21 protein-coding genes and 1 pseudogene are annotated in these 21,535 nt (G+C 60.1%); 14 read left to right on the top strand and 8 right to left on the bottom strand.

All coding sequences use genetic code 11. The annotated features are described in order from the left end of the window. Position 1: 1 nt before the first annotated feature. Positions 2 to 961, bottom strand: coding sequence for a cupin domain-containing protein (locus tag EOS_RS18620; RefSeq protein ID WP_047848126.1), 960 nt, complete (start codon positions 959 to 961; stop codon positions 2 to 4). 314 nt (positions 962 to 1,275) lie between these two features. On the opposite strand from EOS_RS18620, the gene EOS_RS18615 reads away from it, so the two are divergent. Both EOS_RS18615 and EOS_RS18610 read left to right on the top strand, forming a co-directional pair. Further along, on the top strand, positions 1,276 to 1,815 hold the full coding sequence (locus EOS_RS18615; RefSeq protein WP_047848125.1) for a carboxymuconolactone decarboxylase family protein: 540 nt from the start codon (positions 1,276 to 1,278) through the stop codon (positions 1,813 to 1,815). Between the two features lie 150 nt (positions 1,816 to 1,965). After that, positions 1,966 to 3,366 carry an FAD-dependent oxidoreductase gene (locus EOS_RS18610; RefSeq protein ID WP_047848124.1) on the top strand — a complete coding sequence of 467 codons (1,401 nt, stop codon included), beginning with the start codon at positions 1,966 to 1,968 and terminating at the stop codon, positions 3,364 to 3,366. 240 nt (positions 3,367 to 3,606) lie between these two features. On the opposite strand, the gene EOS_RS18605 is transcribed toward EOS_RS18610, so the two are convergent. Further along, positions 3,607 to 4,395 (bottom strand): MBL fold metallo-hydrolase, encoded by a 789-nt coding sequence (locus tag EOS_RS18605; protein ID WP_235442872.1) that lies wholly within the window; start codon positions 4,393 to 4,395, stop codon positions 3,607 to 3,609. Between the two features lie 36 nt (positions 4,396 to 4,431). On the opposite strand from EOS_RS18605, the gene EOS_RS48170 reads away from it, so the two are divergent. The 4 genes from EOS_RS48170 (at position 4,432) to EOS_RS18590 (ending at position 6,221) form a co-directional block, all read left to right on the top strand. Next, positions 4,432 to 4,659 (top strand): hypothetical protein, encoded by a 228-nt coding sequence (locus EOS_RS48170; RefSeq protein ID WP_235442871.1) that lies wholly within the window; start codon positions 4,432 to 4,434, stop codon positions 4,657 to 4,659. Between the two features lie 413 nt (positions 4,660 to 5,072). Further along, positions 5,073 to 5,282, top strand: coding sequence for a hypothetical protein (locus EOS_RS46330; protein ID WP_152693145.1), 210 nt, complete (start codon positions 5,073 to 5,075; stop codon positions 5,280 to 5,282). A 38-nt stretch (positions 5,283 to 5,320) separates the two neighbouring features. Beyond that, positions 5,321 to 5,683 (top strand): hypothetical protein, encoded by a 363-nt coding sequence (locus EOS_RS18595; protein WP_047848122.1) that lies wholly within the window; start codon positions 5,321 to 5,323, stop codon positions 5,681 to 5,683. A gap of 55 nt (positions 5,684 to 5,738) precedes the next feature. After that, positions 5,739 to 6,221: an SRPBCC family protein gene (locus EOS_RS18590; RefSeq protein ID WP_047848160.1), complete on the top strand. Its 483-nt coding sequence runs from the start codon at positions 5,739 to 5,741 to the stop codon at positions 6,219 to 6,221. Positions 6,222 to 6,522: 301 nt separating this feature from the next. Here the strand turns inward: EOS_RS18590 and EOS_RS18585 are convergent, their stop codons facing one another. Then, positions 6,523 to 6,813 carry a hypothetical protein gene (locus EOS_RS18585; protein WP_047848121.1) on the bottom strand — a complete coding sequence of 97 codons (291 nt, stop codon included), beginning with the start codon at positions 6,811 to 6,813 and terminating at the stop codon, positions 6,523 to 6,525. Positions 6,814 to 6,923: 110 nt separating this feature from the next. Here EOS_RS18585 and EOS_RS18580 point away from each other — a divergent pair, with 110 nt between their 5' ends. Together EOS_RS18580 and mnmD are read left to right on the top strand one after the other, a co-directional pair. Continuing rightward, the gene (locus EOS_RS18580) at positions 6,924 to 7,889 is read left to right on the top strand and encodes a GlxA family transcriptional regulator (protein WP_047848120.1); all 966 of its coding nucleotides are present in this window, start codon (positions 6,924 to 6,926) and stop codon (positions 7,887 to 7,889) included. A gap of 188 nt (positions 7,890 to 8,077) precedes the next feature. Beyond that, positions 8,078 to 8,791 (top strand): annotated as a pseudogene (mnmD, locus tag EOS_RS18575) (tRNA (5-methylaminomethyl-2-thiouridine)(34)-methyltransferase MnmD); the annotation flags it as partial. 192 nt (positions 8,792 to 8,983) lie between these two features. Here the strand turns inward: mnmD and EOS_RS18570 are convergent. From EOS_RS18570 to EOS_RS18565, 3 genes are all read right to left on the bottom strand, one after another. Then, positions 8,984 to 10,366 (bottom strand): sigma-54 dependent transcriptional regulator, encoded by a 1,383-nt coding sequence (locus EOS_RS18570; RefSeq protein ID WP_082163418.1) that lies wholly within the window; start codon positions 10,364 to 10,366, stop codon positions 8,984 to 8,986. Between the two features lie 318 nt (positions 10,367 to 10,684). Next, on the bottom strand, positions 10,685 to 10,936 hold the full coding sequence (locus tag EOS_RS46325) for a hypothetical protein (RefSeq protein ID WP_152693144.1): 252 nt from the start codon (positions 10,934 to 10,936) through the stop codon (positions 10,685 to 10,687). A gap of 15 nt (positions 10,937 to 10,951) precedes the next feature. Then, positions 10,952 to 11,923, bottom strand: coding sequence for a LysR family transcriptional regulator (locus EOS_RS18565; RefSeq protein WP_047848119.1), 972 nt, complete (start codon positions 11,921 to 11,923; stop codon positions 10,952 to 10,954). Positions 11,924 to 12,024: 101 nt separating this feature from the next. Here EOS_RS18565 and EOS_RS18560 point away from each other — a divergent pair, with 101 nt between their 5' ends. The 6 genes from EOS_RS18560 (at position 12,025) to EOS_RS18535 (ending at position 18,389) form a co-directional block, all read left to right on the top strand. Further along, entirely contained in the window at positions 12,025 to 13,101 is a 1,077-nt protein-coding gene (locus tag EOS_RS18560; protein WP_047848118.1) for an ABC transporter ATP-binding protein, read from the top strand. A gap of 69 nt (positions 13,102 to 13,170) precedes the next feature. Next, complete coding sequence (locus EOS_RS18555) at positions 13,171 to 13,881, top strand: HAD-IA family hydrolase (RefSeq protein ID WP_047848117.1); 711 nt, start codon at positions 13,171 to 13,173, stop codon at positions 13,879 to 13,881. Next, entirely contained in the window at positions 13,878 to 15,209 is a 1,332-nt protein-coding gene (locus EOS_RS18550; RefSeq protein WP_047848116.1) for an NAD(P)/FAD-dependent oxidoreductase, read from the top strand. The genes EOS_RS18555 and EOS_RS18550 overlap by 4 nt, the downstream gene beginning before the upstream one ends. Positions 15,210 to 15,247: 38 nt before the next feature. Beyond that, positions 15,248 to 16,114, top strand: a complete 867-nt coding sequence (locus EOS_RS18545) for an ABC transporter permease (RefSeq protein ID WP_087881966.1) — start codon at positions 15,248 to 15,250, stop codon at positions 16,112 to 16,114. A 32-nt stretch (positions 16,115 to 16,146) separates the two neighbouring features. Beyond that, positions 16,147 to 16,938: an ABC transporter permease gene (locus EOS_RS18540; RefSeq protein WP_047848157.1), complete on the top strand. Its 792-nt coding sequence runs from the start codon at positions 16,147 to 16,149 to the stop codon at positions 16,936 to 16,938. A gap of 23 nt (positions 16,939 to 16,961) precedes the next feature. After that, a complete protein-coding gene (locus EOS_RS18535) occupies positions 16,962 to 18,389 on the top strand; it encodes an aldehyde dehydrogenase family protein (RefSeq protein ID WP_047848114.1) in 1,428 nt (475 codons plus the stop codon). On the opposite strand, the gene EOS_RS18530 is transcribed toward EOS_RS18535, so the two are convergent. Both EOS_RS18530 and EOS_RS18525 read right to left on the bottom strand, forming a co-directional pair. Further along, positions 18,377 to 20,056, bottom strand: coding sequence for a GMC family oxidoreductase (locus EOS_RS18530; RefSeq protein ID WP_047848113.1), 1,680 nt, complete (start codon positions 20,054 to 20,056; stop codon positions 18,377 to 18,379). The genes EOS_RS18535 and EOS_RS18530 overlap by 13 nt on opposite strands. A 106-nt stretch (positions 20,057 to 20,162) precedes the next feature. Further along, on the bottom strand, positions 20,163 to 21,203 hold the full coding sequence (locus EOS_RS18525; RefSeq protein WP_047848112.1) for an ABC transporter substrate-binding protein: 1,041 nt from the start codon (positions 21,201 to 21,203) through the stop codon (positions 20,163 to 20,165). Positions 21,204 to 21,535 lie beyond the last annotated feature (332 nt).

Raw genomic sequence — 21,535 nt, 5'->3', positions numbered from 1 at the left:
GTCATGCTTGGAGATTTCCGCCGGACGAGCGCCAACGCGCCGGCGAAACACCAATATGACGCTTGAAGACGCGTTGAAACGCCGCATTCGATTGATAGCCCACCGCCTCACCGATCTCGGCGACCGGCGTGGCGGTACGCAACAGCATTCGGCCCGCGATGGTCATTCGAACCTCGGTCAGGACATCGGAAGCCGAGCGGCCGATGGCCTCCTGAAACTGACGTATGAATGTCGCTCGGGACATATTGCAGAGCTCGGATAACTGATCCAGCGTCCAAGGCTCACCCGGTGTCTCGAACATCGCGGATATCGCAGGTTGCAAACGAGGCCGTCTCGAGAGCGCGAGCAAACCATGCGGCGGCTGGGTACCTTCAGTTGCGAAACGCAACGTCAGTGCGAACAGCGCCGCCGACAGGTGATTGACGAACATCTCGCTACCAGGGCCGGGATCGTTGGCTTCTTCACGCATCAGTTCGATCAGTTGCTTCAGGCGGGTGCGGACAATGGATTGTGCCGAACCCTCGACGTCGTCACCTGGTTCGGGCAATGCGCTATGCACAACCAGGCGGCCTGGCAGGTGGTCGCGCAACAGCCTGTCTGGAACTGCACCGAGCAGAAACCGTCCGCATAGGAAGTCAGCTTTTTCGCCCGTCCCGTCGTTCTCAAAGACGATCAGCGACGCCTTCCGACTCTTGGTTTCCGGCCCCGCTGTTTCCCCGCTACCGTCATGAATAAGATGGGCGTTGCCCGCTGGAAACAGAATGATGTCGCCCGCCGTCAACCGTTCGGGCGGGCCGTTCTCGTCTTCGAGAACGGCATGGCCGGACAACAGAACGTGGTATGGGATTTCTCGCACGCCAGAGACAGCCTGATCGATTTTCCACGGCGCGCCGAAAAGACAGCGCAACTCCAGCCGCCCCGTGACGGGTATCAGTGAAAGCAGTCGACTTAGCAGATCCATGTGAACCGGGTGAGCATGTTTTCGCGTCGTTCGGGAATAGGTACCAAGGCATGCCAAGTGGAGCGTTGACGCAAACAATGACGTCGGATTCTACTTGTTTAATGCGAGGCTCCCATTGGTAGCTTCGTGCAGCGCTGCACGACGGACCCGTCACACCGTTCGGGATCATCGTTGAAGCGTGTCGGCGAGGGGAGGTGTTTTAGCGGATTATTTGATACTTTTAAGCATAAAAATGACAATATCTCGTATCGAAAATATCATTCATGGAACTTAAAGTGGAGGCTCTTAACCACCACCACTGAAGGAGTTCCACCATGAGCCGCATCACTATCCCCGCTATTGCCACCGCCACCGGCGCCACCGCTGAGGTCTACGCCCAGGTCAAGAAGATCGCTGGCGGCGCCGTGCCTAACCTCTTCGCTGCTGTCGGTCACGTGGCCCCGGAGACTCTCTCCGCCGTGCTGACTGCGGAAGGCGTACTGGCATCTGGAAGCCTGAGCAAACAGGATCTGGAAACCATCAAGCTGCTGGTCAGCGGACAGACCGGCTGCGACTACTGCGTAGCTGCACACGTGATGCTGGGCAAGATGACAGGCCTGTCGACGGAGGCGCTCAAGCAGATTCGCGCCGGGCAGGCCACCGGCGATGCCAAGCGCGACGCGCTCGTGCACTTCGTGCTGAATTTGCAGAAGACGAGCGGCACGATCAGCGAGAACGAATTCGCCGCCATTCGCGCTGCCGGCTATACCGAGACGCAACTGGCTGAGATTTCGTTGGCCGTCGCCATGACGATCTTCACCAATACGTTCAACCGTATCAACGATACCGACGTCGATTTCCCGCCGGTCAAGTAACAGAAATATCGCGGAGCGTGTAGGCCATACGGTAGTTACACGCTCGTGCGGAGCATGGAGGTGTCGTCACCTTCACTGCCACGGGATCTGTCACGCGATGAACGACGGCCGTGCTGGACTCACTAAACCTTTACCCGATTGGAGCATGTCATGTCTCATGTTGAACATTTCAATACAGTGATTCTTGGTAGCGGCCAGGGCGGCAAACTTCTCGCATGGCACCTCGGGCGGTTGGGCCAGCGTGTGGCCGTCGTGGAACGACAGTGGGTGGGGGGCTCATGCCCAGCCGTTGCTTGCCTTCCCAGCAAGAACGAAATCTGGAGCGCACGTGTGGCGCATGTGACGCGACATGCTGCGGATTTCGGTGCGCTCACGGGTCCTGTCACCGTCGATATGGCAAAGGTTCGCGAGCGCAAGCGCGACATGGTCGAGCGCGAGGTCACGGCTCACCTTAACGCCTATGCGGCGAGCGGCGCAGAACTGATCATGGGCAGCGGCAAGTTTGTCGGACCCAAGACGATCGAAGTTGAGCGCAACGACGGCGGGAAGCGTATGGTTAGCGGCGATCAGGTTGTGGTCAATGTCGGAACGCACGCGGCCATTCCCGATATCCCGGGGCTGCGCGCCGCTGAGCCGTTGACTCACATCGGAGCTCTGGAGTTGGGCTACGTGCCGGCACATTTGGTCGTGCTGGGCGGGGGGTACATCGGCATCGAGATGGCGCAGGCCTATCGCCGCTTCGGCAGCCGCGTGACAATTGTCGAACACGGCGAACGACTGATGATGCGTGAAGACAATGACGTTGCCGAAGAGATGCTTGGCATTCTGCGTGGAGAAGAAATTGACGTTATCTTGAGCGCCGAAACGGTGAAGGTGGAAGGCCAATCCGGATCCGGTGTCCGGGTTGTGCTGCGCACGGATTCTGGTGAAAAGGCGATCGAAGGCAGCGACCTTCTCGTCGCGGTGGGGCGGGTTCCGAATACGGCTGACATCGGTTTGGAAGCTGCCGGTATTGAGTTGAATGAACGCGGATATATTCGTGTGAACGAGCGGCTGCAAGCGGCCGCGCCTGGCGTCTGGGCGATAGGCGAAGCCGCGGGCAGTCCGCAGTTCACCCACGTGTCGGTCGACGACTTCAGGATCGTGCGGGACAACATGGCCGGCGGAGACCGCAGGACGACGGACCGGTTGATTCCGTACACGATGTTCACCGAACCGCCGTTAGCTCATGTGGGTCTGAGCGAACGCGAAGCGCAGCATAAGGGCATCGCGGTTCGTGTCGCGAAGCTGCCTATGACTACTGTGCTGCGAACCCTTGCGACCGACGAGACGCAGGGATTCATGAAGGTACTCGTCGGCGCAAATGATGACCGCATTGTGGGCTTCACGATGATTGGCGCCGAAGCGGGCGAGGTGATGGCCGCGATGCAGACGGCGATATTGGGAGGGCTGTCCTATCAAAAGCTTCGCGACGCGGTGATTTCGCACCTGACTTATGCCGAAGGGCTTGGGCCGTTGTTGTCGAATGTGCCGGCTCGGGCTGCGGGATAAGGTTTTGAACTGCGCAATGCGTGCCTGATCAGCTGCGCCTAATGATCGGCCGTTCGATTGGAGAAAACTTACTTCGTCAATCGGTCATTTCGGTTGTCGGCCGCGAATGATTAGCCTCATCACCCTCGTCACGCCAATCGAGTTTCCTGGTTGAGCGCTCCCCGGACACCTGCCGCTCAGCACTGCGGACGGCATCCGAAATGCCGATTGATTTCGTTTCGGGGAGGTCTACTCGAGCTATCAGGCGCCGAATGTGAAGCGCGTGTCTGTCGATGACCAAAGTACTTTTCCTAGCATTGCCCGGGTCACCATCGCGTAGAACGCTTCTCCCGAACAATGCATCGGGATCACGTAGTCCGGATTGATTTCCTTCAGCATGTTCACCGTGGCCTGCTGGTACTCTGGCGGCTGCGGCGCAAGATGAAAGCCGCCTACGATCGCGTGAACCCGGGTAACACCCGACACTTTCATCGCTGTCTTGACGGTATTGAGAACACCGCGGTGCGCGCACGATGTCAATACCACGAGCCCTCGATCCTTTACCAGATAAACCGTGCCTTGTTCATGTTGAAAATCGTCGGGAATCGACGTGGCACTCTGCTTGTCCGTCGGCAATTTGTCGGCGGCACAGCCCATGCCATTACGCACACCGACGGTCGTGGTACTGGGATTGAGCGGCTTCTCGAACGTAGTCTGGGGAATCCAACCGGTAGTGAACGCGTGATCCCCCACTAGGGCGGGACGTTCCGCGAAGACAATGTTCAGATTGGCGTCTCGCATAGCCTGCCGGTCGAGCGAGCCGAACTGACGAACGTCGATCTCGCGGGTGCAAAAACATTCCTCACCACCAAGATAAATTGGAAGCCGCGCTTTCAACTTGTCGCGGTTGGTTTGCAAAAAACCAACCATGCCGCCGAAGTGGTCATAGTGTCCGTGTGTGAGCAGTAGCGCGTCGAGTCGCGCCGGATCGATTTTCAGAAGGCCAATATTATTGTTCAACGTCTCGGGCGTATAGCCGAAGTCGATCAATATCTGCCTGCTCTGCGCTCCTTGCGAGGACTCGACATGCAAGGAGTGGCCCCATTCGTTCTCGATCGCGAGGCGCGGACTCTGATCTTGCGCGAGGAGCAAGCCGAAGCGCTGCACGTCAACGTCGCCGACGCGACGACTACTTTCCAGAGCCGAATAAGACGAATCGGTGACGACCCGAATCGATACTTTGTCGACGACAGGCACCGGCCCGGACAACGGCTCGGCGAACGCAACACGCGATTCGCCGAGCAGCGCACCTGAAAGTACACCTAGCGCACCCAGCCCTCCAGCGCGCAGTACGCGGCGACGCGACCAACTACCCAAAATCTTTCGTTCATTGCCCAACCTCCATCGGTCTCATCAAGGTGAGTGCAGCAAGCGCCTGCTCATCCGAAGAGGCAATCAATTGATTACCGGGAACAGGGGCGTGGTTACGGGAAAGCACCTGATATTGGCCTCCCGCTCATGAGTGCAGTCATAAACGGGGACAGGGTGCTTGCGGACGGTAGTCGAATACGCCTTGAAGCAAGCGGAAAGGTTGAGGCGAATGCGCGATCGCGCACATTCGCAGCACGGCGAACGTTACCTCAGCTATGGCGCCGACTGCCGGATGTCCGTGGGTCGACGGAAGTTTGGCATCGGACCGGGTCCGGCCACTTTCAGAGCGCGTTCTGATGAAGGGCGCCCATGCATCCGTCGACCCGGAGATCGATGTGCGCATGCGCGGACCGGGGCGGCAACCCGGCGCGCGGGTGACCGTGCATCATCGGTTCGGCGAAACCGTTGTGCAGGAGCGGCAGGTGCCGCTGGGCAGCGCGATCCGGCCGATGCGCGAGCAGGATGTGCCAATTTCGGATGTTCGACATCGATGTCCAGATCGCTGACAATCGATACGTACATCCCTAGTTGAATAGAGCCCACCATGCGCATTCTGGTTGCCGTCCTGCTGTCACTGGTCAGTACGCTTGCGATTGCCGGCTACGATCTGCATATCACACGGAAAGCCTTCTGGGCGGACGAGACCGGTTCAAAAATCACCTTCGCCGAGTGGCAGGCATACGTCCATAGCGACAAACAGGTTGCCCGAGATCCCGAGAATGGCGAGCAAGACTTTCTCGTATCGATACCAGGCCAATCTTTTCCGCTTTGGTTCAACGCGAGCCTCGGCGAGCTATATACCAAGAACCCAACCGATAGAGCCATTCGAAAGCTTCGGGATATCGCGCGGAGCCTTAAAGCGCAAGTCCAGGGTGACGATGGAGAGCTTTATCCGACCCAGCCCTAAGCTCCCATTCGCGGAATCTTAATCAACGATGGATCAAAGGACGGCTGAAATCAGCATGAAATCGACCTTCGAACAAAAGACTACGCTTCCGGTAAGCGCAGTCGAGGTGTGGCGCCGTGTAACAACACCGGAAGGCATTAACGATGAGTTGTTTCCTTGGTTGCGGATGACGATTCCAACTGCGTTACGGGGCAAGACAATCGATCAGGTGCCGCGTGGGCAGTGCCTTGGCCGAAGCTGGTTGCTCGCGCTTGGTGTGCTCCCAGTGGATTTTGACGACATAACGCTGGCTGAAGTCGGACCGGATTATAGGTTTAAGGAAACGTCGCGCATGCTGGGAATCCGAAGGTGGGTGCACGAACGGACAATCCGCGACATAAGCGGGGGTAGCGAGGTGCATGATCGACTGACCTTCGAATTACGGCGACCGGGCGTATGGATACCAGGGTGGCGGCATGCCACGATGGGTATGCTGAAGTTTCTTTTTCGTCATCGCCATGCGCGATTGATCCGTTGGGCAACTATCGGCGATAGCTAGAATGTTCATCGGAGCCGTTAGGACAACGTGCAGTGATCTATGCAGACGAATATCTGCTACTAAGCGTACTGAAGGACTGTATCGGGTCGACTGGTTCGCTTGCAATTCAAAGCTTGAGCGTGGCGGGGACCAGGCGATCCAACGTCAGTGGAATCTCGTCGAACGGTTCTTCAACGGGATCGAACACCTCAGACGGATCGCCATGCGCTTCGACAAACTCGCCGCCATACCCAACTCGGCGACGCGCCGATGCTCAGGATCTACGGGTCCAGATCCAGGCTGACGCTAACGGCGTGTGAGCTCACTTGTTCTGGATCAGCAGGCCAAGTGGGGCAAGCGGGCCGACCGGCATCAGTTCGTAGGTCATGAGGCCGTCAGCCACCAGCGGCAGCGCGTCCAGCGTCGCCTTGGCTTGCTCGACCGACTCGACGTTCATAAGAAAGATCGGCCCGGCCTTCTCACGAAACCAGAACTGCTCGACCTTGCCCTCGAGATAGAGCTTGAGTGTGGCCGGGACCTCGTTGGGCATGTGCTGCTGGAGCTTGTCGGGTGTGAGGGTCGATTGCGCGGATGCGATGGCAAAGACTTTCATGAGTGACCTCCTTAGTCAATCTTCATTGCGATGTGCAACGGGGATCACTGTAGCCTTCGAACACAAAAAACTGTATCGTCGTAAATGCCAACTTTGAGGTCATTTACGCCATGCGCATTTCCATACTCGCGCTTGAGGGTTTGTTCGACACGGGGCTCACCGTCATACTCGACGCGTTCACGCTCGCAAATAAATTCTCGGCCGGACAAATGGGCGGAACACCTTATTTCGATGTGTCGATCGTAGGCGTGCGGAAGAAGGTCCGGTCCGGACAAGGACTGGCAATACCCGTGCAAGCCGTAACAGCAGGCTTGAAGCCGGACTGGGTGATCGTTCCGGCGCTGAATACCGGGACACCGGAGCAGTTGGTCCCAGCTCTCGGACGACCGGATGTGAGTCAGGCCAAGGTGCAACTGCTGAAATGGCATGCTGAAGGCGCGCTTATCGCCGCGTCCTGTATCGGGACGTTCCTTGTGGCGGAAACTGGACTTCTCGATCATCGTGAAGCGACTACGACCTGGTGGCTCGGTCCGTTGTTTCGGCAACGCTACCCGAATGTTCTGCTCGACGAGTCTCGCATGCTTGTGCCGTCAGACGTGGGGGTTACGGCTGGCGCGGCGATGGGGCATCTCGATCTCGCCCTCTGGTTGATACGCAGAGCCAGCCCGGAGCTGGCAGCTCTCGTCTCACGCTACTTGCTCGCCGACATACGCACCTCGCAAGCTCCCTACATTATCCCCAATCATCTGGCGCAGGCAGATCCTCTCATTCTGCGCTTCGAAAAGTGGGCGCGTGACCATCTCAAGTCCGGGTTCTCGCTGCAGGAAGCCGCCAGCGCGCTGGCGACGAGCGCGCGCTCATTGCAACGCCGTTGCCAGGAGGTGCTCGGCAAATCACCGCTTGCCTATTTCCAGGACCTACGTGTCGAACGCGCGCAGTCTCTCCTGCACGGCAGCGGCATGGACCTCGACGCCATCGCTGCCGAGGTCGGTTACGTCGACGGAGCGACACTACGAACGCTCTTGCGTCAACGCTTGGGAAGAGGAGTGCGCGATCTTCGCGCCGACCTGCGCTGACGGCTTGTCCGGTCAAAAGCAGTTAGCAGACAACAGGCCAATACCGACGGGCGAACGTCTGCAATGTCCGGACACTTGCCGGCCGACACGATTGCACGAACGGCCGTTACACTTACTTCGCCGCACCGCGCAACAATGACGCGGTCTTGGCTCAATACAACACGGTTTTTCCGAGTATCCGACCCTGCATGACCGATCTGCTGATTCCCGCCACGCTTGCGTTCCGCCCCAATGGCTCGCCGTATTCGCCTCAATACGGCGATATCTATCACAGCATCGTGGGCAGTCTTGCACAGTCGCACTATGTGTTTTTACAGGGCAACCGCTTGCCCGAACGATGGCAGGGGCAGAGGGCATTCACCGTGCTGGAAACCGGTTTCGGCATGGGGATCAACTTCCTGACGACGTGGGCGGCATGGCGTGCCGATCCCGCGCGTTGTGAACATCTGCATTTTGTGTCGATCGAAAAGCACCCGTTTTCGGCGGACGATTTGCGTCGCGCATACGCGGTGACTGTGGATGATGAATCTGTCCGCGCACTTGCCGACACGCTCGCGGCAGCGTGGCCGGCGCTGGAACCCGGCACGCACCAGCTCGATCTCGATGATGGCCGGGTTACGTTGACGCTTATATTCGGCGACGCGGTGCAGGTCTTGCCTGCGCTCCGGCTGCGCGCCGACGCGTTTTATCTCGACGGTTTTGCACCGGCTAAAAACCCCGAGCTCTGGACGCCCGATATCTTCAGTTCGCTCGCGGGCCTGGCGGGTGACGACGCCACGTTTTCCACTTACACCAGCGCCGGCGACGTGAAACGCGCGCTGCTGCAAGCGGGTTTCGAATATCGCAAGGTGGCGGGTTTTGGCTGGAAACGCGCGATGCTCGTGGGTCGCTTTCCGTCGCGTTAACTTGACCGTTTTCCAAGCCGCCTTGATGCATCATGATGCCCGCCAAGGCCGGAAACAGCGCGCCAATGGCACTCCGCCATCCATCAGAACAAAAAAATTTTATCGAGTGAACCGGGAAACACATGCTTTCCCGATGGGGCGGATTCAACCGATCGATGCATTACCCCCGACCACTACGCCCGAACCACCCTAGTCCAGCCCAAGCCCCGACGGAGTCTCTGCATCCCGCATGTTGTAAGCAGACAAGATCCGATACAACGTGACACGTGACACGCCAAGTTCCCGCGCAGCGTCACCCACGCGCCCGCGATTCCTCAGCAAAGCCATTTCGATCGCCTGCCGCTCCCCCACCTCGCGCGCCTGCGCAAGCGACATCGGTACGCATTCCGCAAACTCGCCGAGTTCAAGATCATGCGCGCCGATCAGCCGCCCTTCAGCCATCACGATCGCGCGCCGCACGCGGTTAATCAACTCGCGCACGTTGCCCGGCCAGCCATAGTTTTGAATCGCGGCGATGGCGTCGGGAGCAAAACCACGAATACGCCGGCTCGCGTCTTTCTCGAAGCGATCGAGCATATGCCTGGCCAGCAATTCGATGTCCTTGCCACGTGCACGCAACGGTGGTTCGTCGATCTGCAGTACGCACAACCGGTGGTACAGGTCCGAGCGAAACCGGCCTTCAACCATGGCGGTCTGCATGTCGACGTGCGTTGCCGAAACAATACGCACGTCCACCGGCGTGGACTCGTGACCGCCCAGGCGCTCGATCTTGCGCTCCTGCAGGAAACGCAACAGGCTGGCCTGACTCTCCAGCGGCAAGTCGCCGATCTCATCGAGAAACAACGTGCCGCCATTCGCCGCTTCCACGCGGCCGATCTTGCGCTGGTTCGCACCGGTGAAGGCGCCGCGTTCATAACCGAATAACTCGGACTGCAAAAGATGAGCGGGAATGGCCCCGCAGTTGATCGCCACAAACGGCTGGTCGTGCCGTGTCGAACGCGCGTGGATGGCTACTGCGGTCAGTTCCTTACCCGTGCCCGATTCGCCGGAGATAAACACGGGTGCGTCGGTCATTGCCACTTTGCGGATTGCACGGAAGAGCGCGAGCATGGCATCGCACGAGCCGATCATGTCACCTTCGGCGTGACTATTGTTCTTGCCATTTGCCGGGTCGCGTACGCCGCCGTCATGCAGGGCCGCTATCCCGTAAGCGTGGCCCAACGCGTTCAAGATACGGTCCCCCGATGCCGGGAGCGTCACATAATCAAAGCAAAAGTCGCGAACGAGGCGTCGAATGGTTGGATCTTCAAGCTGCGCAGGCGACAAGAGCGCTAACCAGCCCACAGTTTTTACCGATAGCCAGCTTTCGGCCAGACGCAGGTTGGCCAGAACACTTCGCGCGGAGAAATCAAGCAATCCGCCGCTGGGCTTCGATGAAAAATTCCCCGGTTCACGATTCAGTTCCATGGCCTTGACCGTCCAGCCGCGCATGTCCAGGAGCGAGCGAAGTTCAAGCGTCAAAGGATCGCCTACGTAAAACAGATGCCTGGGAAGCGGTGAGGAATCAGCCATGAAAGTCATACCGGTTAGTTATAGCGAACGCCGCTATCCAACGCCGCGGGGTCAGCACATTTTGAGCACTTAGCGAAATTTGCAGTTGCCGGCCTCACGAAAACTGCACGCGCTTTAGTTATATCGACTCAGTATTCGGAAAACTTGAAAGAATCGAAGGTTGACCGATCGTCTCTTAGTCGTGCCATAAAGCCCCGCTTTCATGTTCGCACTTCGTCTTCGGTCAGCAACCAGGCAACAACCGCTAACAAGTTTGCTGTATTGGCCGGCAGCCGCTTTCCCATGGCGATAAGCTTTAGAAGCCCCTGGTAGCACATGTTATCTGCGCAACTGGCTCGTTTGTTTGCTTTTTAGCGCCAGGGCAATTATTTCACGTTCGCCCCTTTTTTGTGTCGAAGAGACTCGATTGTTATCGGCACGCCACACGTCTGGCGAATTAATTTCAGGCAAGGCTAGCGAATTTTCGTGATCCGCAACTAAGGCACGCTGCAATTCAGGCTGAATAAAAAGGTTTGGCGTATTTATTTGTATGAACATTTGAAAGCCAGGCGCAACGGGGCCGGCGTTCATCAGTCGTTTGCAAATTCATCCCAATACCAGTCCTGCGCCTTTTAACGCGTCGCGAATTCCGAGCGCGGGGTAAGCGTTGTCGACGGTGCGCATGTCCGCACGTGTCTCCTCGACGATCCAGTCGCGGATCGCTTCGACTATCGGCCGCATCGGCCGGCTTTCTGGCGATACCAGACAGCAGCGCCGGCTCGTCACGATCAACTCCTGCTCCGCCGGCAGCAGCGCGCCTTCCGCGAGCCAGTGCGACACGACGTTGAGCCAGCCCAGCGCGATCCCTTGCCCGAGCAACGCCGCCTGCACGACGATGGCGTAGTCGTTGAAGCTGAGCATGCTGGCCGCACGCCGCTTGTGCTCAGCGAACGCGCTGAAGCGGTCGTGCCAGCCGCGCTCGCCGTCGTCCATTACGATGACGGTGTCTCCATGCGCGCCGGCCTCGTCCAGCAGCGCCTGTTCGTGATAGCGGCGATTGCATACCGGCAGCAGCACTTCAGGCATGACAAGCACGCTGTTCGCGCCTATCTCGTCCTGCGTCATGAAGCGCATGCCGAGATCGACGTCGACAAGCGGCCCGCCGATACGCCCGGAAATCAGTTGAAAGCGCAGGTCGACGGAAGGAAACGCCTGGTTGAGCCGGTTCATGCGCGGCATCAGCCAGTGCGTGGTGAAAGCAGTCGATACCGACAACGTTACCGACTCCACCCCCGTTGCACGCGCCTCGATCTCGCGGATCGCACCTTCGATCCCGCTAAAACCCTCGGAGATCTTCCGGTACAGGATCCGGCCGTTCTCCGTCAACTCGATACCGCCGCGCACACGCTCGAACAAACGCACGCCCAGATGATCTTCCATGCGCGCCAGCATGCGGCTGACGGCAGGCTGGCTCACGTAAAGCTCCTGCGCCGCGCGGGTAAAGTTGCCGCAGCGCGCGGCGGCTTCGAAGACGAACAGCGCATTCGCGCTCGGCAGTTTCTTGCGTAGGTTAGGCATGACCTCATGTTATGCCTGATCCAACAATTCGGGAATTGCCGCCAAAAAAAGTGCGCCGTATATTTTGACCAACCGAAGACTTCGTGGCGAGAAAACAGCGTATGGATGCAAGGGCGAAAGCAGGTGTCTCGATCCGGTCGGCCACGAAGCGCTATGGCTCCGTGGTCGCGCTGGACGACGTGTCGCTCGATATTGCCCCAGGCGAATTCGTCTCGCTGCTCGGGCCTTCCGGCTCGGGCAAGACCACCTTGCTTGGCATCCTGGGCGGCTTCGTGCAGCCGACCTCCGGGGCGGTGTGGGTGGGAGAGCGGGATATTACATACGCACCACCGCACAAGCGCGACATCGGTATCGTGTTCCAGAACTACGCACTGTTCCCGCATATGACGGTTGGCGAGAACGTAGCGTTTCCGCTGCGGGCACGGCATCAGCCAAAAGCGGGCTGGGCCCGCAAGGTATCCGACGCACTGGCGATGGTCGAGCTGAGCGGTTATGAAAGCCGCGGTATCGGCCAGTTGTCGGGCGGCCAGCGCCAGCGCGTGGCGCTGGCTCGCGCGATGGTCTTCGAACCGCAACTGATCCTGATGGACGAACCGCTTTCAGCACTCGACAAGCAATTGCGCGAGACCATGCAGATCGAATTGCGGCGCTTGCACAGGAAGCTGGAAGCGACGATTGTCTATGTGACCCACGACCAGCGCGAGGCGCTCACCATGAGCGACCGCGTGGCCGTGCTGCGTAACGGGCGGCTGATCCAGATCGATACGCCGGAGCGTCTATACGACCGCCCGTGCGACGCGTTCGTAGCGAGTTTTATCGGCGAGGCGACGTTGCTCGATGTCACTCGCGCGGGCGATGACGCCGTGAAGCTGGGCAGCATCGTCTTGCGAACCGCGCACCCGCTGCCGCGCGGCGAGAAGCTTTTGCTGGCGGTGCAGACCGAAAAGCTGGTGATAGACGGCGGGCACGAAAGGCCCGGCGTGAACCGACTGGTGTGCTGCGTCACCGAGGTGCTGTATCAGGGCGAGAGCCTGCGGGTATTCGCCACCCTCGCCGACGGCACGCCGATCAGTCTCAGGCAGCCCGGCAGTCACGACGCACGCCAACGAATCCCCGAGCCTGGCGCAGAGATGACGGTCCTGCTCGATCCGCAGGACACCATCGTCGTACCGGCTTGAATTTTTACACGCCCGTGAAAACGGGCAATACCGCCAACATTTCAAATGGACTATAGAGGATTACGAATCATGAAGCTCAAGGATTTCAAGGTATTGACGTTCGACGTGGTCGGCACGCTCATCAACTTCGAGCGCGGCGTGCTCGCGTCGGTGCGCCGTCTGGGCGGCGCGGCGGCGAAGGATCTCACTGACGACCAGATCTTCGAGCCCTACATGCGCGGCCGTGCGACGTTTCCCGGCCGTTCCAGCGTAGAGATGGCCAACGTGTACAAGTCGCTCGCCGCCGAACTCGGCCTGCGCGCGGACGACGAGACCGCCGCTGCGTTCCAGCGCGACGTGCTCGACTGGCCCGCATTCGAAGACTCGGTGGCGGCGCTCAAGCGGCTGCGCAAGCACTATCGGCTGGTCGCCATGACAAACGCGGATCGCGTGGCGTTGTCGGCTTACGCGCACACGCTGGGCGATCCGTTCGACGACACAGTATGCGCCGATGAAACCGGCGTCGCCAAGCCGGACCCGCAATTCTTTGCGTACAACCGCGGCCGTCAAGCGGCGTTCGGTTATAAGTTCGGCGAGATCCTGCATACGGCGCAAAGCCAGTATCACGACATTGGCGTCGCGACCGAACTCGGTTATGCGACCTGCTGGATCGAACGTCGTCAAGGAATGAAGGGTTTTGGCGCGACGCCGACGCCGAACGCCGTCATCATGCCAACGTTCAACTTCCCGACGCTCGCCGCACTTGCCGACGCCGTGGAAGCCGAAGCGCGCGCTACATGAAGCAGCCGGTGACTCGACCGGGCGCGTCGTCGCTATGGATTGCCATGGCGGGTGCCGAGCCTTCAGCAGAAGCACCCGTGAGCACGGGTGCGCCGCTCGATCGCGATCTCATCGTGGACGTGGCGGTGATCGGCGCGGGCTACTCGGGGTTGTCGGCGGCGTACGCGTTGCAAAAGCGGGGCGTGCATGCGGTCGTGCTCGACGCCAATCCGGTCGGCTGGGGCGCGAGCGGACGCAACGGTGGCGTGGTGTCGTCGAAGTTTCGCTTGTCGTTTCCTGCCATCGAACGCCTGCACGGTCTTGAAACCGCGAAGACGATGCACCGGCTCGCGCACGATGGCGTGCGGGTGGTCGAACAGTTCATCGATGAATTTAAACTTGGCCGCGCACGTTTCGAACACACCGGCAGTCTCCGCTGCGCTCATACAGAACGCGCATTCGCGTCGATTCGCGCCGAGGCGGAGTGGGTGAAGCAACAACTCGGCGACACCACGATGACCGTTCAATCGCGTGCCGAGGTCGAGCATGAAACGGGATCGAAGGCGTTTGTCGGCGGCGTGCTGAGCGCTGACGCCGGCACCATCCTGCCGCTGGAATACGTGCGTGGACTGGCGGCCGGCCTCACGCGGCGCAAGGTAGAACTCTACGAATCGACACCTGTGCTCCACATGAGCCGCTCAAGCGGCAACGGTGGCGTGACCTTGCGCACACCGAACGGTACGGTCCGCACGAAGCAGGTGATAGTCGGCACCAACGCCTATTCGAACCTGACGCCCGCAACCTCGGCTTATCAGCGCGAGCTGGTGCCGTTCCGCAGTGCAATGATCGCAACGGAACGTCTGCCGGCCGAACTCGATGCCCGTCTGATGGTCGAGCGCCGCAGCTATACAGAGACGCGGCGCATGATGAAGTGGTTTCGCAAAGTCGATGGCCGCATGTTGTTCGGCGGACGCGACGCGTTCGGCAAGGAAGGGCAGACGAACGGCTTCGACGCACTGCAGCAGGCCATGGTCGCGCTGTTTCCGGATCTGGCCGGCGTGCGCGTAGAGTATGGATGGTCGGGTTATGTCGGCATGACGTTCAACTCGCTGCCGCATGTGGGCCGCAGTGACGACACAACGACTTTTTGTCTCGGTTATAACGGGGCGGGGGTAGCAATGGCTAGTTTGCTTGGGCAGCATGCGGCGGCTCTTGCACTCGGCGACAAGCCGGAGCTTTCGCTGCTTGCGGCGCCTGGCCTGAACCCTGTGCCGTTCCATTCGCTGCGTGCACCGGGCGTTCGCCTGGTGGCCGCGTGGTATCAATTCCTCGATGCCGTAGGTGCATGATGCGAAGCGCCACCCGGACTATTCAAGGACAGACTGCAATGCAGACTTCGCCAGCCGATCCTTCCTTGCTTTATCAACGGCGCGAAGATCGCACGATGCTGCTGTTGATGACGCCCGCGCTGCTGGTGATCGTGTTGCTGCTGGTCGTGCCGCTTGCATGGCTTTCGTGGCAGTCCATCTGGAACCACGGGTTCACGTTCGAGAACTACCGGCGAATATTTACCGGCGTGTACCTCGACACATTCCTGCTCACCTTCAAACTCAGCGTGATCGTAACCATCGTGACCTTGTTGCTGGGTTACCCGGTGGCTTATTTCGCGGCGTCCGTGTCACCCAGGTTCAGCGCGCTGATACTTGGCATGGTCATCCTGCCGTTCTGGACCAGCGTGCTGGTGCGGACTTACGCCTGGCTCGTCTTGTTGCAGCGCACCGGCGTGATCAACAAGGCGCTGATGGCGACCGGTCTCATCGATCATCCGTTGCAACTCGCGTACAACCAACTCGGTACCGTCGTTGCCATGGTGCATATCCTGTTGCCGTTCATGGTGCTGCCGCTCTATTCGGCGATGCAGAAAATTCCACAGAACCTCTCGCAAGCCGGCGCAAGTCTCGGCGGTTCGCCGCTGCACGTGTTTGCGCGCGTGTTCCTGCCGTTATCGATGAGCGGGGTCATCGCGGGTGTCACGCTTGTATTCATCCTGTGTCTCGGCTTCTACATCACGCCCGAACTGATGGGCGGCGGCAAGTCGGTCATGGTGTCCATGATCGTGAGCCGCAATGTCGAGATCTACAATAGCTGGGGCGCGGCGAGCGCGGTCAGCGTCGTGTTGCTGGTTTGCGTGTTCGGCATCTTCTACGCCGCGAGCCGCGTGGTTCCGCTCGAAAAAACCCTGGGCGCGAAATGAACGGAACGAATGGAACGAATGGAATGAACGAAATGAAACCACTCTCGTTCGGCCGCATCGTCCTCGGCTTCGCGGTCGTGCTGATCCTCGTGTTCCTGATGGTGCCGATCCTGATCGTCGTGCCGCTGTCGTTCTCCGACACGCGGTTCATGACTTTCCCGCCACCCGGCTACTCCCTGCGCTGGTATCACGCGTTCTTCAGCAATCCAGCGTGGATCGATGCAGCGCGGACCACGTTGATTGCCTCGACCTGTGCCGCACTGATCGCCACGCCGCTCGGTGTGGCCGCCGCGTATGCGATCCAGAACGGCACGCACCGCAGCATGCGTTATCTGCGTACCGTGCTCATGTTGCCGCTGATGGTGCCCATCATCATTGTCGCGGTCGGCGTGTTTTTCGTGTACTCGCAAATGGGATACGTGAATACCCTGGGCGGCTTGATTATCGCGGACACCATGTTGGGTCTGCCTTATGTGCTTATTTCCGTAGGCGCAGATTTGCGCACCTTCGATCCCACCCAGGAGATGGTTGCGCGTAGTCTTGGCATGAACCGCCTGCGCAGTTTCATGACGGTCACGCTGCCGCAGATCAAGTCGAGCGTGATCTCCGGCGCGGTGTTTGTATTCATCCAGGCGCTGGACGAAACGGTGGTGGCGCTGTTTGTTTCAGGTGGCACGAACCAGACCCTCACGCGGCGCATGTTCGTCACCTTGCGCGACGAGATCGATCCGACCATCGCCGCGATCAGTACGATGCTGACTGCCCTGACGCTGTGCCTCGTGATGATCGTGGTGGTGAGCCGCAAGTCATCCGCACGCGTCTGAACAATTCATAACCGGAGCACGCAATGAGCCACGAATTGCAGTTTTATATCGGCGGCGAGTGGGTCGCGCCAGCGGGACAGGCACGTCTGCCCGTCATTGATCCTTCCACCGAAGAAGCCTTCGCCGAGATTGCGATGGGCACGCCCGCCGATGTCGATCGCGCGGTCGCCGCGGCACGCAAGGCGTTCGCGTCGTTCGCTCTGACCACGCCGGAGGAACGGCTTGCGCTGATCCGCAAGATCCTGGAAGCGTACAGCGAACGCTACGACGAGATGGCGCAGCTCATCTCGCGTGAAATAGGCGCGCCGCGCGCGTTGGCACACGGCTGGCAGGCCGGACTCGGCACGCGGCATCTCAAGGAACTGATCCGGACCTGCGAGGCGTTTACCTGGCAGCGAAAGAAAGGCACGACGCTCATCACGCATGAGCCGATCGGCGTCGTAGCGCTGATCACGCCGTGGAACTGGCCGATCAATCAGATTGTCTGCAAGGTCGCCCCGGCGATAGCAGCCGGTTGTACGATGGTGCTCAAGCCCAGCGAAGTGTCGCCGTTGAACGCGCTTCTGTTCGCCGAGGTACTCGACGCAGCTGGCGTCCCGCCGGGGGTATTCAATCTAGTGAACGGCGACGGCCCGACCGTCGGCGCCGCGTTGTGCAGTCATCCCGATGTGGACATGGTGTCGTTCACCGGCTCGACCCGCGCGGGCATCGAAGTCGCCAGGCTGGCCGCGCCGACGGTCAAGCGAGTGCATCAGGAGCTGGGCGGCAAGTCGGCGAACCTGATTCTCGACGACGCCGATCTCGACGCCGCCGTGACCGCCGGGGTGAATGCATGTTTCGGCAATAGCGGCCAGTCGTGCAATGCACCCACGCGCATGTTCGTGCCGGCGGCGCGGCACGAAGAAGCGGTGGCAATCGCTCGCCGTGCGGCCGAAGCCCATGTAGTGGGTCCCGCCGATGCAGCCGGCACGACCCTTGGACCGGTGGTCAGCGCGTTGCAGTTCGAGCGCATCCAGCGCTTGATCGAAACCGGCATGGACGAGGGCGCTCGCGTGGTAACGGGCGGACCCGGCAGGCCCGATGGGCTGACGCGCGGCTACTTCATTCGGCCGACGGTGTTTGCCGGCGTGACCCCGGACATGACCATCGCACGCGATGAAATCTTCGGCCCGGTGCTGTCTATCCTGCCGTACCGCGACGAGGACGATGCCATCGCCATGGCCAACGACAGCGTGTTCGGGCTCGCCGCCTATGTGCAATCCGGCGACATCGAACGCGCCCGGCGCGTGGCGCGCCGGTTGCGCGCGGGCAGCGTCCATCTCAACTATCCCGCATGGGACGCAGGCGCGCCGTTCGGCGGTTATAAGCAATCGGGCAATGGCCGCGAGTACGGCGAATGGGGACTCGAGGCATTTCTCGAGGTCAAGGGCATTGTCGGTTACGGTGCCTGACGAGCCTCCGAGCGGATCATGTCGGCGATCCGCTCGGCGATCATGATGGTCGGGATGTTCGTGTTCGCGCACGGAATGGAGGGCATCAGCGAGGCATCGCAGACCCGCAGGTTCTGCACACCGTAGACGGCGCCCGATGCGTCCGTGACGGCGGCCGGGTCATCAGCAGCGCCCATCCTGCATGTTCCCGAAGGGTGCCACGTGCCGCCGACCGAACGCGTGACGAACTGCGTCATGGCGTGGTCGTCGTCGAGCAGGCCGGTTATGGATATTCCTTGCGTCACCAGCCGGTGAATCAGGGTTTGTCGCAACGGCCCGGCCCAATCCAGTATCACGCTCAACCCCCCGCGCTGGATCGCGTTCGCGGTTCCCGGCACCGCCACCTTGGCAACTCGTGGCGAATAACTCGACGGGAAAATCGTGCTGCGATGACCTGCCATCGAAGGGTCCGCGAGCGTCTGCGCGCCGAAGCGAACAGCGATCTTCAGGCGCTCGAGATCGCGCGGATCGGAGAGCATGTTGAACTCGACGGCAGGTTCCTCGAGCGGACTCGCCGACGTCAGCGTGACCCGCCCGCGTGAGTACGATTTGTTGACCCAGAAGAAGATCGTCCCCAGCCGATACCCTATGGAATGCCATCCCGAACGCGACAGGATCGCGCCGTGCATGTCGCCTTGAACGGTATTCGGCAGACCCGACGAAAAGCGCACGATGGCCTGCTCGTGATGCTCATCGGGGAAGGGCGTGCGCGCGGATTTGGGCAGGAAGGTGGAGACGGCAATAGACGGATGCTCCATCAGATTGCCGCCCACGCCGGGCCGGGCCGCGACCAGAGGAATGTGCAGTGCAGCGAGGTTATCTGCTGGACCGATGCCGCTGCGCAGCAATATCGCGGGGCTATGGATTGCGCCCGCGCACAGGATCACCTGAGCGGCGTGCAGGTCCCCGCCCGAAGCGAGGCGCGCGCCGATCGCTCTGGTGCTGTCGAACAGTACGCGGTCCACCAGGACGTCGGTCCTGATTGTCAGGTTCGGGCGCTGGCGGACGGCGTCGGTGAGATAGCAGATGGAGGTCGGAATCCGTTCGCCTTCGGCGCTTACCGCAATGGCGCCAACGAAGGTGCCGTCTTGCCACGGTCCGTTTTGATCATCGAACCGGGCATGGCCGCGACGGTCCAGCGTAGCCAGCACAGCTCGTACGAACGGCGATATGCGCGGCCACCTGGTGCGTTCGATGCGGACGGGTCCGGTCTCGCCATGCAGTTCGCCGCCGAAGTCCGTATCTGTTTCGAGCTTGCGAAAGTAGGGCAGGCAAGTGGTCCAGTTCCAGCCGTGCGCGCCGAGCGTTTCCCATTCGTCATAGTCAGCGGGGGCGCCGCGATTCGCCATCAGCGCGTTGATGGCCGAGCCGCCGCCGAGGATGCGAGCCTGCTCATAACGGCGTGGCTGAGCCGCAAGGCTCATCCTTGCCGTGAGTCGTTTCCATATGTTGTCAGCGTCCAGATACGCGCGGCCGGGATAGCGGCTGCGGATGGCGGCGGGCATGTTGGCCGCGGAAATGGGGCCGCCGGCTTCAATCAGGCAAACGCTCTTGCCGGCGTCTTCGGACAAGCGGGCAGCAAGTACGCATCCAGCCGATCCACCGCCGAGAATGAGGTAGTCGATCACGTTCTGCTTAAGAGAGTGTCACAGCAGAGAAGGTGCATGAACGCCCGGGAGGATGACATTTTCCCGGGCGCAGGCAGTCAGCCATATGCTTCAACAAAGCGGTTGTTCACTGAATGAACTTGAGCCACCGCGCTTTGGCCTGAATACCCGGTTCGGACGCCCACCACTCCTCGGACATCAACGCTTGCTTGGCTGCGTTCTCCGGCGAGCTTGGCAATTCGCTCGCACGCTTCTCGGTGATCTTGCCGGTCTTGAACGCAGCCGGATTACCCGGACCATAGTCGATATAAAGCGGCAGGTTAGCCTGCAATTCAGGAGACACCGCCGCGTTCACGAACTGGATAGCCGTCGGCAGGTTCGGCGCGTTCTTCAGGATGCACAACTGCGTGTTTTGCAGGATGCCGTCGTTGTAGGTAAAGGCAATATCCGGATTGTCCTTCTTCACGGCGCTTGCGCGACCGTTCCAGATCATCTCCATGTCCACTTCGCCGTCGTGCAGCAGTTGCGCCGACTGGCCTCCCGACGTCCACCATACGGTGACATCCGGCTTGATCTGCTCGAGTTTCTTGAAGGCCCGGTCGACGTCCAGCGGATAGAGCTTGTCACGCGCCACGCCGTCGGCGAGCAAGGCGGCTTCGAGCACCGTTTGCGGGTCGTTACGAAGCGCGCGCGTGCCGGGGAACGCCTTCACGTTCCAGAAATCGGCCCAGCTCTGCGGCACTTTCTTGAGCGACTTCTTGTTGTAGCCGATCACCGTCGAATAGAACTCGTAAGCGACTGAATAAGGCGTGCGGTACTTCTCCGGCATGGCGGCTGCGTTCGGCAGCTTGGAAAAATCCAGCTTTTCCAGCAAGCCTTCGCGGCCGCCGCGCAGACAGTTCGATGTTGGGGTATCCACTACGTCCCAGATCGGTTTGCCGGTCGCGCCCTGCGCCTTGATGGCCGGCCATGCGTCCGGAATGCTGTCCTGGTTGACTGTGATGCCGAGCAGCTTTGCTGCGGGATCCAGAATAGCCTTGGTCTGAGCTTCCTGATAAGTACCGCCTTGCGACACGAAGGTTATTTGTCCGGCGGCAAACACCGGTCCGGATGAGGCAAGACCGATTAGCAGCGACAGTGCGACGGGGCGAAGCGACAGGGTTCTCATCGACGGCGGTCCTGGGTGGTTGAATGATTCGGCTGCGGATCATGGAGTCGCATGCGGCTTGACTGAAGTGCCAGGTCTGACGCGCGATCAATGTAATGTCTGCTGCAAGCCTTGGTGCTCGTTCGGGTTCGAACGCGTAAGCGCTTGCTGTTGCACTGCAAGACAAGACTTGCACGGCTGGCATGGGGAAAATATAGGGGGCCATTTTTTAGGTGGCAATGCCGCAATTGTTTGAGCACCCATAACATGGGGTAATGATCAACTCGGCGCGTTGCAGAGCTACCTGGGTTTTACCGGAAGGGCGCCGACGGCGAGGTCAGGAATCCCTTAGA

Source organism: Caballeronia mineralivorans PML1(12) (assembly GCF_001028175.1).
In the GTDB taxonomy this organism is placed as follows: Bacteria; Pseudomonadota; Gammaproteobacteria; order Burkholderiales; family Burkholderiaceae; genus Caballeronia; species Caballeronia mineralivorans.
Note: the sequence above shows the minus strand (reverse complement) of the source record. Positions and strands in the feature narration are given on the sequence as shown.